Source organism: Nannocystis punicea, assembly GCF_026965555.1.
Classification (GTDB): Bacteria; Myxococcota_A; Polyangia; order Nannocystales; family Nannocystaceae; genus Nannocystis; species Nannocystis punicea.
In genome coordinates this window covers 1,111,010-1,125,836 of record NZ_CP114040.1, presented here as the reverse complement: position 1 = coordinate 1,125,836, position 14,827 = coordinate 1,111,010, and the positions used below count along the sequence as shown (strand labels likewise).

General features: G+C 72.6%; 14 protein-coding genes. 9 read left to right on the top strand and 5 right to left on the bottom strand.

Features of this window, described 5'->3' with window-relative positions; all coding sequences use genetic code 11:
• Positions 1 to 44: 44 nt before the first annotated feature.
• Positions 45 to 713 (bottom strand): hypothetical protein, encoded by a 669-nt coding sequence (locus tag O0S08_RS04305; RefSeq protein WP_269037693.1) that lies wholly within the window; start codon positions 711 to 713, stop codon positions 45 to 47.
• Between the two features lie 745 nt (positions 714 to 1,458).
• Between O0S08_RS04305 and murC the strand changes: the two genes are divergently transcribed.
• From murC to O0S08_RS04290, 3 genes are read left to right on the top strand one after another with little or no spacing between them, the layout of a single operon-like run.
• Positions 1,459 to 2,874, top strand: coding sequence for a UDP-N-acetylmuramate--L-alanine ligase (gene murC / locus O0S08_RS04300; RefSeq protein ID WP_269037692.1), 1,416 nt, complete (start codon positions 1,459 to 1,461; stop codon positions 2,872 to 2,874).
• A gap of 5 nt (positions 2,875 to 2,879) precedes the next feature.
• Positions 2,880 to 3,839 (top strand): UDP-N-acetylmuramate dehydrogenase, encoded by a 960-nt coding sequence (gene murB / locus O0S08_RS04295; protein ID WP_269037691.1) that lies wholly within the window; start codon positions 2,880 to 2,882, stop codon positions 3,837 to 3,839.
• Positions 3,840 to 3,847: 8 nt separating this feature from the next.
• Positions 3,848 to 4,105, top strand: coding sequence for a BolA/IbaG family iron-sulfur metabolism protein (locus O0S08_RS04290; protein ID WP_269037690.1), 258 nt, complete (start codon positions 3,848 to 3,850; stop codon positions 4,103 to 4,105).
• Between the two features lie 6 nt (positions 4,106 to 4,111).
• Here O0S08_RS04290 and O0S08_RS04285 read toward each other — a convergent pair whose 3' ends face one another.
• On the bottom strand, positions 4,112 to 4,666 hold the full coding sequence (locus O0S08_RS04285; RefSeq protein WP_269037689.1) for a Uma2 family endonuclease: 555 nt from the start codon (positions 4,664 to 4,666) through the stop codon (positions 4,112 to 4,114).
• 179 nt (positions 4,667 to 4,845) lie between these two features.
• Between O0S08_RS04285 and O0S08_RS04280 the strand changes: the two genes are divergently transcribed.
• Genes O0S08_RS04280 through O0S08_RS04260 form a run of 5 tightly spaced genes read left to right on the top strand, consistent with a single transcriptional unit; the run spans position 4,846 to position 9,544 of the window.
• Entirely contained in the window at positions 4,846 to 5,358 is a 513-nt protein-coding gene (locus O0S08_RS04280; RefSeq protein ID WP_269037688.1) for a redoxin domain-containing protein, read from the top strand.
• Entirely contained in the window at positions 5,355 to 5,894 is a 540-nt protein-coding gene (locus O0S08_RS04275; RefSeq protein ID WP_269037687.1) for a DsbA family protein, read from the top strand. Before O0S08_RS04280 ends, O0S08_RS04275 begins: the two co-directional genes overlap by 4 nt.
• Before the next feature lie 6 nt (positions 5,895 to 5,900).
• Complete coding sequence (locus tag O0S08_RS04270) at positions 5,901 to 6,359, top strand: (2Fe-2S)-binding protein (RefSeq protein WP_269037686.1); 459 nt, start codon at positions 5,901 to 5,903, stop codon at positions 6,357 to 6,359.
• Positions 6,356 to 7,345 carry an FAD binding domain-containing protein gene (locus O0S08_RS04265; protein ID WP_269037685.1) on the top strand — a complete coding sequence of 330 codons (990 nt, stop codon included), beginning with the start codon at positions 6,356 to 6,358 and terminating at the stop codon, positions 7,343 to 7,345. Before O0S08_RS04270 ends, O0S08_RS04265 begins: the two co-directional genes overlap by 4 nt.
• A 24-nt stretch (positions 7,346 to 7,369) precedes the next feature.
• Positions 7,370 to 9,544 (top strand): xanthine dehydrogenase family protein molybdopterin-binding subunit, encoded by a 2,175-nt coding sequence (locus O0S08_RS04260; protein ID WP_269037684.1) that lies wholly within the window; start codon positions 7,370 to 7,372, stop codon positions 9,542 to 9,544.
• A gap of 313 nt (positions 9,545 to 9,857) precedes the next feature.
• Here the strand turns inward: O0S08_RS04260 and O0S08_RS04255 are convergent, their stop codons facing one another.
• From O0S08_RS04255 to O0S08_RS04245, 3 genes are all read right to left on the bottom strand, one after another.
• On the bottom strand, positions 9,858 to 10,685 hold the full coding sequence (locus tag O0S08_RS04255) for an STAS domain-containing protein (RefSeq protein ID WP_269037683.1): 828 nt from the start codon (positions 10,683 to 10,685) through the stop codon (positions 9,858 to 9,860).
• A 215-nt stretch (positions 10,686 to 10,900) separates the two neighbouring features.
• A complete protein-coding gene (locus O0S08_RS04250) occupies positions 10,901 to 11,950 on the bottom strand; it encodes a ParA family protein (protein WP_269037682.1) in 1,050 nt (349 codons plus the stop codon).
• A gap of 11 nt (positions 11,951 to 11,961) precedes the next feature.
• Positions 11,962 to 13,164 (bottom strand): RNA/DNA-binding domain-containing protein, encoded by a 1,203-nt coding sequence (locus O0S08_RS04245; protein ID WP_269037681.1) that lies wholly within the window; start codon positions 13,162 to 13,164, stop codon positions 11,962 to 11,964.
• A gap of 144 nt (positions 13,165 to 13,308) precedes the next feature.
• Between O0S08_RS04245 and O0S08_RS04240 the strand changes: the two genes are divergently transcribed.
• The gene (locus O0S08_RS04240; protein ID WP_269037680.1) at positions 13,309 to 14,610 is read left to right on the top strand and encodes a site-specific DNA-methyltransferase; all 1,302 of its coding nucleotides are present in this window, start codon (positions 13,309 to 13,311) and stop codon (positions 14,608 to 14,610) included.
• The last annotated feature ends 217 nt before the right edge of the window (positions 14,611 to 14,827 follow it).

The following is a 14,827-nucleotide window of genomic DNA, read 5'->3' as shown; positions in this document are numbered from 1 at the left end:
CTCAATAGACATGCCTGAACAGACATTTCCTTTCGGACATGTCTTCAAAACCTGCCGCTGAGCGACAGGCCGGCCTGCCCGGGCCCGCCGTAGGGAGCGACCTGGAGGGCGCGGGCGTGCTTGCGGCGCACCAGGAGGGCGGTCAGGCTGCCGCCGACGAGGCCGAGCCCGGCGCCGAGCATGAACGAGGCGAAGGGCCGCCGGAGGTTGCGCGCGTCGATGTCGGCGAGCGGGCCGGTCTCGAGCTGGCGATGGAGGAGGACCGAGTTGCCGATCAGCCAGGCGCTGCCGCCGACGACCAGCCCGCCGCCGATGCCGAGCTCGACCCACCAGGCGGTGCTGCCACGCGCGCGCGTGCCGGTGATCCCCGCGGCCGCGACGCCGAAACCGGCGCCGAGCAGGCCCGTACCGGCGGCGGCGACGTGGATCCTCGGCGTGATCGCCTCGGCGCACTCGACCCCGTAGCTGGCGCAGTCGGGGCCGTCGCGGTGCAGGCGGTAGCGCATGGCGCCGGAGAACGTCATCGCCAGGCCGGCGACGAACAGCGGCAAGGCGACGAGCGTGAGCCCGAGCAGCGGCGCAGGCGGGCGTGTGGACGGAGCCGGGCCGGCGGGCAGCGGGGGCGCGACGACATCTGGCTCGCGGGGCGGGTCGACGCCCTGCCGCTCGGCGTCGCCGACCAGCGGCGGCCCTGGTTCGCGGGCGAGGGCCATCTGCGGCGTCCCCCCGAACCCCACCGCCAGCGCGACGACGGCCGTCCGACTCGACCCGAAGAGCCGCGCCGGCCCGGTCCAATGCTGTTCGATGTCGTGGCGGCGAGCGTGAATGCGGGCCCGGATATCCATGATGATTCACCGCAGGAACGCTCCCCGAAGCTCGCCATTACATGTGCATCGAATCGCGGCGCGGAACTGCTCGCCTGAGGTACCGCCCCAGGTCGTCGAGCGTCCGCCCGCACCCCGGGGTGCAGCCCGTCGACGGACCACAGTCACGCAACGGCCCGGGGCGAAGCTCGACGCGTCGATACCATCAACATGTCCTTCGGGTCATGTCTATGGATTCGCAGCGATCCGCGACGCCCCTGCTCGCCTGTCCTGGAAGCCACGCATGCCTCGTCGGACCGGCCCTTCGCGGCGCGACAGTCCGAGCACGGACCTCCGCGCGCCGGAATTTTGCCGGTGCCGGCGACCTCGTGACGCGGGCCCCACGCCGCTGAGCCCGCTCCGGGGCCCCCGCAACGGACCTCCCCGGCCCAATCGCCGCGCATCGCGCGCACGAAGACCCCCCTTTTAAAAACCCTCTGCAGGCCCGGTTCTGGCGGCGTTTTCAACCGGAAATAACCCGCCTTCGCCGACGCGTTGACGATCCTGGCCGCCTCGCGCGCCTCCCGCCGCCCACGGGGTCTTTTTGTGTCCTTTTACCGGCGAACCAGTACACTCGCCCGCCAGCGTTCCCCGCATGTTCCGCAAGAGCGACACACACATTCACTTCGTCGGCATCGGCGGGATCGGGATGAGCGGGATCGCCGAGATCTTGCTGGACCTCGGCTACCGCGTCACCGGCACCGACCTGGCCGAGAGCGAGACCACCCGGCGACTGAGCGAGCGCGGCGCGATGATCCACCGCGGGCACGACGAGGCGCACCTGGGGGACGCCGACGTCGTCGTCATCTCCTCCGCGGTGCGCGCCGACAACCCCGAAGTCGTCGCCGCGCGGGCGCGGAAGATCCCCGTCATTCCGCGGGCCGAGATGCTCGCCGAGCTCATGCGGCTCAAGCAGGCCGTCGTCATCGCCGGCTCGCACGGCAAGACCACCACCACCAGCCTCGTCGCCACCGCCCTGCACGCCGCGGGCCTCGACCCGACCGTCGTCATCGGCGGCAAACTCAACGCGCTCGGCAGCAACGCCAAGAACGGCCGCGGCAACCTGCTGGTGGCCGAGGCCGACGAGAGCGACGGCAGCTTCCTCCTGCTCACGCCGACGGTCGCGGTCGTCACCAACATCGACGACGAGCACATGGACCACTACGGCAGCATGACGCGGCTGCAGGACGCCTTCGTCGGGTTCGCCAACCGCGTCCCGTTCTACGGCCTGTGCGTGGTCTGCCTCGACGACCCCAACGCCGCCGCCATCCTGCCGCGCGTGTCCAAGCGCTACGTCACCTACGGCTTCTCGCCCGCGGCCGACTACCGCGCCGTCGACGTCGTGCACGACGGCCCGACCACCCACTTCCGCGTCGTCGGTCAGGGCCGCGACCTCGGGCCGTTCACCCTGCACATGCCGGGCGTGCACAACGTCCTCAACGCGCTCGCCACGATCGCAGTGTGCGAGTTCCACGAGCTGCAGATGGCGGCCGTGGCCAACGCTCTCGCCGGCTTCGACGGCGTCCAGCGGCGCTTCACGGTGCGCGGCACCGCCGGCGACGTCATGGTCGTCGACGACTACGGCCATCACCCGACCGAGGTGCGAGCCACCCTCGCCGGCGCGCGCACCAGCTACCCCGACCGGCGGCTCGTCGCGGTGTTCCAGGCCCACCGCTACACCCGCGTGCGCGCCCACCTCGACGGCTTCGCCGCCAGCCTCGACGCCGCCGACCTCGTCGTCCTCACCGACATCTACCCCGCCGGCGAAGTGCCGCTCGCCGGCGCCACGGTCGAGGCGCTCGAGGCCGCCGTGCGCGCGCGTCGGCCCGACCGCCCGGTCGTCGTCCACAAGCCGGTCGCCGGCCTCTCCGAGTACCTGGCCCGAGAGTCCTGTCCCGGAGACCTCATCATCACCCTCGGCGCCGGCAGCGTCACCCACGTCAGCCGCGAGCTGGCCGCTCACCTCGAGGCCCCGCGTCACCTCGCCGGCGGCGAGCCCACCGCGGCGTGACCGCCATGAGCCTCACCCGCGGCCAGCGGCTCCTGGGCGAGCTCGGCGACCTCGACCTCCCGCCGGGCGCGCTCGAGCTGCGGCCCGACGAGCCGATGGCGCGGCACACCACGTTGCGGCTCGGCGGCCCGGCTGACCTCTGGGCCAGGCCCGCCGACGCCCGCGCCCTGCAGGCGCTGCTGGCCGCCTGTCACGCGCGGGGCGTCGGCGTCAGCTTCGTCGGCGGCGGCTCCAACCTGCTCGTGCGCGACGCCGGCATCCGCGGCGTCGTCATCAACCTCGCGCGGATGAACCGGGTCGAGCGGCCCGACCCCGCCGACCTCGCCCGCGTCGACGTCGACGCCGGCGCCACCACCGGGCGGCTCTTGCAGCACGTCACCACCTGGGAGCTCGGCGGCCTCGAGTTCCTCGGCGGCGTGCCCGGCAGCGTCGGCGGCGGCCTCATCATGAACGCCGGCACCTACCTCGGCGAGTTCACCAGGGTCGTCGTGCGCGTGCACAGCCTCCACCGCGACGGCCGCGCGCGGACACGGGAGCACGCCGAGTGCGGCTTCCGCTACCGCGGCTCCGACCTCCCGCCCGACGAGATCGTCGTCGGCGCCGAGCTGCGCTGCTGGCCGCGGCCGCGCCCCGAGATCGAGGCCGACGTCGCCGGCCTGCGCGAGCGTCGGCGCCAGCGCGAGCCGACCGGCGTGGCCAACAACGGCAGCACCTTCAAGAACCCGCCGGGCGACTTCGCCGGGCGGCTCATCGAGTCGGTCGGCCTCAAGGGCACGCGGATCGGCGCCGCCGTCGTCAGCCCGGTGCACGCCAACTGGCTGGTCGTCGAGCGCCCGGCCCCCGGCGTGCCGGAGGCGCGCGCCGCCGACCTCCTGGCGCTGATCGAGCTCGTGCGCGAGCGCGTGCTCGCCGAGACCGGCGTCCGCCTCGAGCTCGAGGTCAAGATCGCCGGCGAGGGGGTATAACACCGCCCATGAGTCACCACCCGACCAACTTCCAGGGCTCCGTCATCGACGCGATCCGCGAGGCCATCCTCGCCAAGATGCCCGCCGACGACGTCCAGGTCTCGGGCGGCGGCGGCCACTACACCATCGTCGTCGTCTCCTCCGAGTTCGCCGGCAAGACCATGGTCGCCCAGCAGCGCCTCGTCTACGGCGCGATCGCCCACCTCATGGCCGGCGACATGGCCCCCGTCCACGCCGTCGACAGCCTGCGCACCATCGTCCCCTGAGCCCGCTCAGCCGAGGCGCTCGAGCAACCCGTCGTAGACGTCGGTGAGCGGCAGGCGGCACGAAGGCGCCGCCAGCTCGAGCACCGCCGCGGCCCCGGCCTCACGCCGGTAGTGCCAGCCCTGCGGCGCGCGCACGAACACCTCGACCGACAGCGCCTCCTGGCTCACCAGCAAAAACGCCTGCAAGCCGGCGAGCTGCTGGTACAGCGCCCACTTGCGCCCGCGATCGAAGCTCTCGGTCGACGGTGACAGCACCTCCACGATCAGCGCCGGCCGCTCGACGAGGTTGCGCTCCAGCTGTTGCGGATCGCAGCTCACCACCACATCGGGATAGAGCACGTCGGAACCCACGCGCACCTTCATGCCCTCGTGAAAGATGAAGCAGCCGCGCGGCCGCAGCTGCTGACGCAGCGCGGCGGCGAGGTTGACGCCGATGTGCGCGTGGAACGTCGACCCCCCGGCCATCGCGAACGCCTCGCCGTCGACGAGCTCGTAGCGAGACTCCTGCCTCTCCTCCCACGCGAGAAACTCCTCGAGGCTCATGCGCTGGACCGCGGACATACCCAAGCATACCCACGACCGAGCGCGACAACCTTCGCTCGCCGCCTGCGGGCGCCGGCCTCGCGTTCGCGGGCAGCGGCCCCAGGCGAGGGACCGGCGATGGGCGCGGGCGCGGGCGACGAGGCGGCGACCCTCGCTCGAGTGATTGACAGCGAGGGGCCTCGGGCCAGCCTTGGCGAGTGGAGCTCTCGTCCATTCTTCAGCCCGGCGCCCGCGCCCCGGAGTTCGCGCTCAAGACCACGCCCGACCAGAAGCTCGCCCTGTCCGACTTCCGCGGCAAACCGGTGGTGCTCGCATTTTATCCGGCCGACTGGAGCCCGGTGTGCAGCGACCAGATGGCCGTCTACAGCCAGATCATCGACGAGTTCCGGCGTCACGGAGCTCAGCTGCTCGGCATCTCGTGCGACGGCGTGTGGTGTCACCTCGCCTTCGCGCGCGACCGCAAGCTCGCCTTCCCGCTGCTCTCGGACTTCGAGCCCAAGGGCGACGTGGCCCGCAGCTACGGCTGCTACGACGACGCCGCGGGCGTGTGCGGCCGGGCCCTGTTCGTCATCGACGGCGCCGGCAAGGTCGCGTGGAGCTACCTCGCGCCGGTGGGCATCAACCCTGGCGCCGACGGCATCCTCGCCGCTCTCGAGGATCTGAGCGAGTCATCGTCGCGGCCGCGGCCGCAGCAAGGAGACCGATCATGAGCACCCTCAAGCCGTCGCTCGGCCCGCGCGATCATCTGCGCGGCGAGCTCTCGCGCCCGATCCACCTCGTCGAGTTCGGCGACTTCGAGTGCCCGTTCTGCGGCCAGGCGCAGATCGTCGTGCACGCGCTCGAGCGGGCCCTCGGCGACCAGCTCTGCGTCGGCTTCCGCAACTTCCCGATCGTCGGCGCCCACCCGCACGCCCAGCTGGCCGCCGAGGCCGCCGAGGCCGCCGGCGCCCAGGGCCGCTACTGGCAGATGCACGAGCTCCTGTTCGAGAACCAGCACGCGCTCGAGATCCCGCACCTCGATCTCTACGCCGAGCAGGTCGGCCTCGACATGCGCCGCTTCGCCGCCGACCTGGACGACCACCGCCACCTCGAGAAGATCCGCAGCGACCTGCACAGCGGAGCGATCAGCGGCGTCGCCGGCACCCCGACCTTCTTCATCAACGGCATCCGCCACGAGGGCCCGTTCGACTTCGACTCCTTGCTCGCGGCCATGACCCTCGCCGCGCGCTTCCCCCGGGCGGGCTGAAAAAAGATGGTCCGGCTGTCCGTCAACGGCGAGCGCCACGAGCTCGACCTCGATCCGCGCACCACCCTGCTCGACGCCCTGCGCGACCACCTCGGCCTCACCGGCACCAAGAAGGGCTGCGACCACGGCCAGTGCGGCGCGTGCACCGTCCACGTCGACGGCCGGCGCGTCCTCTCGTGCCTCGCCCTCGCGGTCGCCCAGCAGGGCCGCGAGATCGGCACCATCGAGGGCCTCGCCCGCGGCGACCACCTGCACCCGATGCAGCTCGCCTTCATCGAGTGCGACGCGCTGCAGTGCGGCTTCTGTACCCCGGGCCAGATCATGTCGGCGATCGCCATGCTGGCCGAGGTCGAGCACCGGCGGCAGCTCGACGACGTCGCCATCCGCGAGCGCATGAGCGGCAACCTGTGCCGCTGCGGCGCCTACCCCAACATCCTCGCCGCGATCCGTCGGGTGCGCACATGAGGCCGTTCACCTACGTCGAGGGCATCAGCGTCGCCGACGCCGCGGCCGCGGTGCACGCCGCCCCGGCCGCGATGTTCCTCGCCGGCGGCACCGCGATCGTCGACCTCATGAAGCTCGGCGTGCTCGCGCCCGCCGCCCTCGTCGACGTCCAGCGCCTGCCGCTCGGCGACATCGAGCTCGACGACCGGCGGGCCCGGATCGGCGCCTGCGTGCGCAACGCCCAGCTGGCCGAGCACCCGGAGATCCGCGCCCGCTGGCCGGTCGTCCGCGAGGCGCTGCTGTCCGGCATGTCGGCGCAATTGCGCAACATGTCGACCGTGGCCGGCAACATCCTCCAGCGCACGCGGTGCCCCTATTATCGCGACCCGCACAGCGCCTGCAACAAGCGCGTGCCCGGGTCCGGCTGCGCCGTCCAGACCGGCTGGGACCGCGACGCCGCGGTCCTCGGCGGCAGCCCGCATTGCCTCGCGGTGTTCCCGTCCGACCTCGCCACCGCCCTGGCGATCCTCGACGCCATTGTCTACACCCGCCGCGGCGACGGCGGCGCCCGGCGCCTGCCGTTCGACGGCTTTCACCGCCTGCCCGGCGACACCCCCGAGCGCGACACCGTCCTCGACCACGGCGAGCTCGTCACCCACCTCGAATTGCCCGACCTCGCCATCGCCCGCCGCTCGCATTACTTCAAGGTCCGCGACCGCGCGAGCTACGACTTCGCCCTCGCCTCGGCCGCGGTCGCCCTCGACCTCGAGCGCGGCCACGTGCGCGACGCCCGGATCGCCCTCGGCGGCGTCGCCACCCGGCCGTGGCGCTGCACCGCCGCCGAGCAGTCGCTGCGCGGCAAGCGGGCCGAGCTCGCCTCGTTCCGCGCCGCCGCCGACCTCGCCCTCGCCGACGCCGTCGCGCGCACCCACAACGGCTTCAAGATCGAGCTCGCCCGGCACGTGGTGGTCCGCGCCCTGTCCGAGCTGGCGGCCCGCCCCGGGTGACGACATTCGCAGGAGGTCCTCGCCTTGTCGACGACGAGCCCACGGATCGGCCGACCCGCCGAGCGCATCGAGGCCCGCATCAAGGTCACCGGCCAGGCCCGCTACGCCGCCGACGTCGTGCTCCCCGGCCTCGCCCACGCCGCCTACGTCGGCAGCGCGATCGCCTGCGGCCGCGTCCTCGCCGTCGACACCGCGCGCGCCGAGCAGGCCGGCGGCGTGCTCCTGATCCTCACTCACGACAATCGCGGCCCGCTCGGCGACCTGCCGAACGGCGACGGCACCGGCCTCACCCCCGACCCGCGCCCGCCGCTCGCCGACGATCGCATTGATTATCGCGGGCAGATCGTCGCCATGGTCGTCGCCGAATCACCGGAGCAGGCCGCCCACGCCGCCTCGCTCGTCGAGGTGCGCTACGAGCCCGCGCCGTTCGTGGTCGACATCGACGACGGCGCCGGCACCCGCCTGAGCGACGTCCCGCGCCGGGGCGACTGCGCGGCCGCCCTGCGCGCGGCGCCGGTGACGATCGACGTCCTCTACTCGACGCCGATCCAGCACCCCTGCCCGCTCGAGCCGCACGCGACCGTGGCCCACTGGGTCGACCACGACCTCGTCGTCTACGACTCCACGCAATGGGTCCTCGGCGACCAGGCCGTCCTCGCCCGCGCCTTCGGCCTTTCGAACGAGCGCGTCCGCGTGCTCGCCCCGTTCGTCGGCGGCAGCTTCGGCTCCAAGGTCTTCACCGCCGCCCACACCCTGCTGGCCGCAGTGGCCGCGCGCCGCCTGGAGCGGCCGGTCAAGTCGGTGCTGCGGCGCTCCGAGGTGCTCACGACCGTGGGCCCACGCGCCGCCACGCGCCAGCGGATCCAGCTGGCCGCCGAGCGCGACGGGCGATTGATCGCCCTGCGCCACCACACCCGCAGCCACTGCGCCACGGAGCGCGACGTCGCCGACCGCGACCCCTTCTACGAGCCGACCAGCGGCATCACGCGCGTGCTCTACGCCTGCCCCAATTACGAGGCGGTCCACGACGTCGTCCCGCTGCACCTGGCCAAGCCCGGCTGGATGCGCGCGCCCGGCGAGGCCACCGGCCTGTGGGCGCTCGAGGGCGCGCTCGACGAGCTCGCCTGCGAATCGGGCCTCGACCCGCTGGCGCTGCGCATGCGCAATCACAGCAGCCGCGACGCCCACACCGGCAAGCCGTACGCCAGCGAGCACCTGCGAGAATGCTACGAGCGCGGCGCCGAGCGGTTCGGCTGGTCGCGCCGCGAGCCGCGGCCCCGCAGCATGCGCGACGGCGACGCGTGGATCGGCTGGGGCATGGCCACCGCGGCGCACCCCGGCAACCGCGACCCCGCCAGCGTGCGCGTGCGCCTCGACCGCGAGCGCGGGGGCGTGCACGTCACGGTCGCGACCGCCGGCATCGACCTCGGCACCGGCCTCTACACCGCGCTCGCGGTGGTCGTCGCCGACGCCCTCGACCTGCCGGGCGAGCGCGTCACCGTCGAGCTCGGCGACACCCGCCTGCCGCCGGCGCCGATGACCGGCGGCTCCAACCTCACCGCCAGCGTCGCCCCGGCCGCCCTGGCCGCGTGCACCCGGCTGCGCCGGCGACTGCTGGCATTCCGCCGCGCCCCCGACGAATCGGCCGACTGGGCCGAATTGCTGGACCGCGCCGGCCTCGGCGACATCGAGGCGATCGGCACCACCGACGCCCGACCTCCCGGCGAGCGGCACGCCCATCACTCCTTCGGGGCCCAGTTCGTCGAGGTCCGCGTCGTCCCCGAGCTCGGGCGGATCCGTGTCACCCGCGTCGTCGGCGTGTTCGACGTCGGCCAGGTCGTCGACGCCACCACCACGCGCAGCCAGCTGCTCGGCGGCGTCCTGTTCGGCGTCGGCCAGGCCCTGCTCGAGCAGCAGGTCCACGACCCGGTGCACGCCTTGCCCGTGCACGCCGACCTCGCCGGTTACCTGCTCCCGTGCCACGCCGACGTCCCCGACATCGACGTCGAGTGGCTCGACGCAGTCCCCGACGTCACTTTCAATGCCATCGGCTGCCGCGGCGCCGGCGAGATCGGCATCACCGGGGTCGCCCCCGCGATCGCCAGCGCAGTCCACCACGCGATCGGCGTCCGCCTGCGCGACCTCCCGCTGACCCCCGACCGCCTGCTCGCCGCGCTCGCCGAGAGCCCCCGCGAATAAGCTGTCCTCGAGGGTGTCAGGCTCCTCGTCCTCGCGTGTCGCGCCCTTCGCCTGCCCGACGGCCGCGAGCTCGCCGACGTGCTCATGGACCCGAGCTCCGGCGCGTTCCCGGAGCGACCTTTCAGAATCATCCACCGATCCCGGCCCCGCCCGGCCTGCAGCTCGACTGCACCCGCACCTGGTCGTTCCCGTTGCAGCGGCTCGTGTGATTCAGCGCGGCGCTCTCGGTCCGACGCCCGCCTCGGCGCGCCGTGAATGAGCTGTCCTCGGGGACATATTTCTTAATAAAGCCCGCGCGCACGAACCAAGGGAGTCACGATCCCCGCGCCTTGTGGAGCTCGACGCCGAGGCCGCGCAGCGCGTGGCGCAGGCCGCCGGCGAGGTCGGCCAGAGTCGGCGCGCGGAACGACACCCCGCGCGCGCTCATCGACTGCGCCACGGCCGGCTGGATCCCCACCAGGATCGGCGTCGCCCCGAGCAGCTCGATCGCCTGCGTCGCGCGGGCCAGCAATTGCACCGCTTCGTCGGTGTCGAGGCTGGGCACGCCCGACAGGTCGAGCAACGCGTACGCCGCCGAATGCTGGGCCACCGCCGCCAGCAGCGCCTCGGTGATCTGCTGCGCGCGCTCGGCCCCGAGCTCGCCGAGCAGCGGCAGCACCACCACGCCGGGGTACAGCGGCAGCACGCGCAGCGACAGCCGGACCAGCGCCTCGGACTGGGCGCGCACCACCGCCTCGCGGGCCTCGAGGTACGTATCGGCCAGCACTGCTGCGCCGGCGTAGGCGATCTTCGCCCGCGCTTGCTCCCAGCCGAGCCGGAGCTCGATGTCGTCGGGCCAGAGCGCGGCGAAGTCGTCGGAGACCGCCTGGAACCCGAGGTTGAGGCCCGTGACGACGTCCATCACCGCGACCCCGCGCTGCGAGCGGACGATGGCGATGTCTCGCATGCGTTGCAGCAGCGCGTGCGGCTCGCCGCGCTCGACGTCGGCGGCCGCGGCCTCGAACGCGCGGGCCAGAGTGGCCGACAGCTGGGCGTCGGTGAGGCCCTCGTAGAACGGCAGCTTGGCCGCGCGGATCCGGCTCGCCGACTCCGCCACGTTGTCGTTCAACCGGGCCCGGAATGCATCCACCAGCCGCTGCATCTGCGGTGAAGATGCATCAACCCCGCGCGCAAGTAAACGCGTGCCACGAATCGGTCGGCACCTCCGCCGGCGCCCGCCCCGCACGCGCAGACGCGGCTGTGCGCCCCCGGCTCGTGCCCCCGGCCCGGCTCCATGACTGTGACGTCGAAGCTCCTGTCCGAAGGGTCATGCGCCCCAGGAGCCGCGCTTCGCGGCCGCGCGAGGCCCAACGGGCCTCATCCCTTGGACGCCACGACGCCGAGCGCATCGAGTCTGGCGAGGATACCTGTGGCCAACTGCTCGAACGCCTTCGTCGCGCGGGCGACTGTCTGATATTGCGAGCCGACCACGCCGTCGGCGTGAGCCAGCTCGAACAGCGGTTTATGGGCTGCCTGCGCCAGCGGCACCAGGCTGGCGAAGTGGCGGAGGAAGCCGAGGCAGTAAAGGTCGTCCTGGACGGAATCCAGGGCTGGAGCCGGCCGATGCAGCACGTCTTCGGCGAAGCTCGCCGGTATCTGCTTCAACCACCGTTGGTACGCCCGCACCGGTACGTCTGCGACGGCGAGGTGCTGCTGAACGATGTAACCGAGCGGCTGCATGAGACGCTGGGGCAACGAGGGCTGAGGCTCTCGGCGACGGTTGGCGCTCTGAAGGTTCTTCACGCGCGCGGTCTCCCACTCGTCACGCCACTCGTGCAGCACCTCGCCGACGTTCTGCAGACCACGAAGGCTGAACAGGTCGGGCGCGAGGGGGACGACGACGGCGTCGGACGCGAGCAACACGGCGCGGTTGAGGGCGCCCAGGCTCGGCCCGACGTCGAAGAGCACGATGTTGGCGTCGACCTGATTGGCGAAGCTCACCGCGAGACGATCGAGCGCGGTGACGGCATGCAGCGCCATCTCGCTGTCCTCCGCCATGATCTGCGGCCAGTCGCGGGCCAGCCGCGGCTCGAAGCGACTCAAGCGCAGATCACCGGGGAGGAGGTACAGATCGTCGGCGAGCTCGCAACCGACGGGCTCAGCGAGCTCGCCCCGGCCGACACGGACCTTCTCGACGCAGGAGGCGACGGTCCGCCCCGGCTCGGTGTCGTCCCAGATTCCCTCGAGGACGTGGTCCGGCAGCGCGAGCGCCGACAGGTTGCACTGCGGGTCGAGATCGATGAGCGCGACCCGGCGACCCAACCTGGCGAACATGTGCGCGAGGTTGAAGGTCAAGGTCGTCTTGCCGACCCCGCCCTTGTTGTTGAACAGGACCAGACTCTTCGGCCCGCGCGCGACCAGCCTCACCGCAGGTCGCTTCATTCGCGGCGCCTCCGCACGGTCACGGTCGTGTAACCGTTCGTCTCGATCTCGAGCGGAGGATGGCCCTCGCGGGCGAGCAGCGCCTCCGCGCGTCGGACCCCGCGACCCGCCCGCTCGACGTAGCCCTCGTCGAGGAGCAGCTGCGTGACTCTCGGGTTGCGGTACTCCGAGTGCTCGCCGAATTTGCCGAGCGCGGCCTGGCCGTACGGTGCGCCGGGGTTGGACAGTTCGATGCGGTCGTCGAACCACGCGACGCGGCTCGGCGCGCGCGTCGCCGCGTAGTCCCGGTGCTGGACCATGTTGCGGACCAGCTCCTTGAGCACCGGCGCCGGGAACATCGACGTCAGCGTCGTCTGGATGCCGCGGTCCTCGCCGGCGACGTCGAGGTTGAGCGCGTCGAGGACCGTCCATGCCTGCTTCAATTGCTCGAGGAGCGGCCCGGTGATCGTCTGGCGCACGCTGATCGGCGCGTCGTAGTCGTTGCCGGCGTAGCGCACCAGGTCGACGTAGGCCCCGGAGTAGAAGCTCTGGGGGCTGAGACCGTATACCAGCAAGGCCGCGTTGTTCGGCGTCCACGTCCCGTTCGCGGGCCGCCCCAGCTCCTGCTGGGTCAGCCAGCGCTCGAAGGGGAGGAAAGTGTCGGGGTCGCCGTCGAGCTCGCGCGCCGCGCGGTACTTCGCCGACAGCAGCGGGACGTCGAGGTCGTCGGCGCTCGCGCCGTCGCACGGGCGAATGTCGAACGGCTGGAGATGGATCGGCCGGCGCTCCTCGAGCCGCCGCAGCTGCGCGTCGTTGGCCCGCTGCGTCACGGTGCCGACCCGCACGTAGGGCGTCCCGTTGACCTTCACCACCGGCGGGACGGCGTACGGCTGCACTCGCAACACGAACACCAGCTGGTCCTCACGCTCGAGCGTCTCGATCTGCACGACCGGATGGGGGATGATCTTCGTCGAGCTGATGAGGCTCACCAGCGCCTGCTGAACCTTGTCGGCGTCCGTCGTCGCCCGCGGATACTTGCCGCACGGCCTGCCGGTCCGCGCGTGCACGCCGAGGACCACGGTACCCTCGCGCTTGCTGTCGGCGAGGTCGTTGGCGAACGCGCACACGGCGTCGAGCACGTCCTTGGCGTCGTGAGACTCTTTCCACTCGACGTGAGCGGTCTCCTCGCGGAACAGAGCCTCGACGTCCTCGGGCGTCATGCGCCCCGAACTTACACGCGAGCGCCGTCCCCGGCAACGGCGGCGCCTGCGAGATCGGGATACACCACGCTCGCTCGCCCGCGCGGCCCCACGGCCCCCTCGCAGCGACGGCTCGCGGAGAACGATGCTACCCTCGCGCGCGCGATGCCTGCACGCGGTCGACCGCAGCTGGCCCCGGCCGAGGAGGCGCTCACGCCGGCGCCGGTGTTGCGCGAGGACCTCGCGCTGGGGCATCGCGCCGCGCAGGCGGGGCCCGACGAGCTGGTCGACAATCGGCTGATCCGCGGCGACAACCTCGCGGTGTTGCGGGCGCTCGAGCCGGAGTTCGCCGGGCGGGTGCAATGCGTGTACATCGACCCGCCGTACAACACCGGCCAGGTGTTCGCGCACTACGACGACGGCCTCGAGCACGGGCGCTGGCTGGCGCTGATGCGCGAGCGGCTGGTCGTGCTGCGGCGGCTCCTGACCGACTCGGGCACCCTGTTCGTGCACATCGACGACAACGAGCTGGCCTACCTGATCACCGTCGCCGACGAGGTGTTCGGGCGGGCCAACCGGATCGCGGTCATCACCTTCAAGCAGAGCTCCGTCTCGGGGCCGAAGGCGGTCAACGCCGGGTTCGTCAGCACCGCCAGCTTCATCGTCGTCTACGCCCGCCAGCGCGGCGCCTGGCGGGCGGGTCGGGTCCACGCCGCGACCGCGCGCGACGCTCGCTACAGCCGGTGGATCGACAACATCGACGACTCGCCGGAGCGCTGGCGGCTGGTCCCGCTGCGTCAGGCGTTCGCGCGGGCCAGTGGCCTCGACCTCAGGAGCCTGCGCGGCGGCGCCCTCGAGGCCGAGCTCGAGGCGTTCGTGCTCGACTCGCCGCACCGGGTCGTCCGCACCGCGCGGATCGCCGCCCGCGACGTCGGCGAGCCGGCGCGGCAGGTGCTGGCCCGCTCGGCCGCCGAGCCCGGGGTGGTCCTGCGCGCCGAGCGACCTGGCCGCGAGGACATGTACTTCCTCGGCGGCGAGCAGCTGATCTTTTACTCCGCCAAGGTCCGCGAGGTCGACGGCCGGCGGGTCACCGCGCAGGCGCTGTCGACGATCTGGGACGACCTCCTGCCCAACAACCTGCACAAGGAGGGCGGGGTCGAGTTCTCGCACGGCAAGAAGCCCGAGCTCTTGCTCAAGCGCTGCCTCGACGTCGCCACCGCCCCCGGTGACCTCGTGCTCGACTGCTTCGCCGGCTCGGGCACCACCGCCGCGGTCGCCCACAAGATGCGGCGCCGCTGGCTGGCCGTCGAGCTCGGCCCGCACGCCGAGACCCACTGCCTGCCGCGCCTGCGCGCCGTGATCGACGGCGACGACCCCAGCGGCGCGACCGCGGCCACCGGCTGGCGCGGCGGCGGCGGCTTCCGCTTCTTCCGCCTCGCCGCCCCGCCCGGCCCGGACGCCGGCTGACGGGCCCGGCCGGTCGCCTCGCCGCGCAGGCTTCCACCTCGTCCCTCTCGGCCGTCCCAGGCCGCCGCTCCGCCGAGCGGCCGGCACCTCCGCCCCGCACGCGCCGACACCGCCTCCCCGCGCGCCGCCGACACCCGCGGCCCGGCCGACGCCCCACCGCGGCAAGCCCGTGTTGTTCGCCCGACACTGCGCGCGCCCCGAGCGACACCAGCGCGCT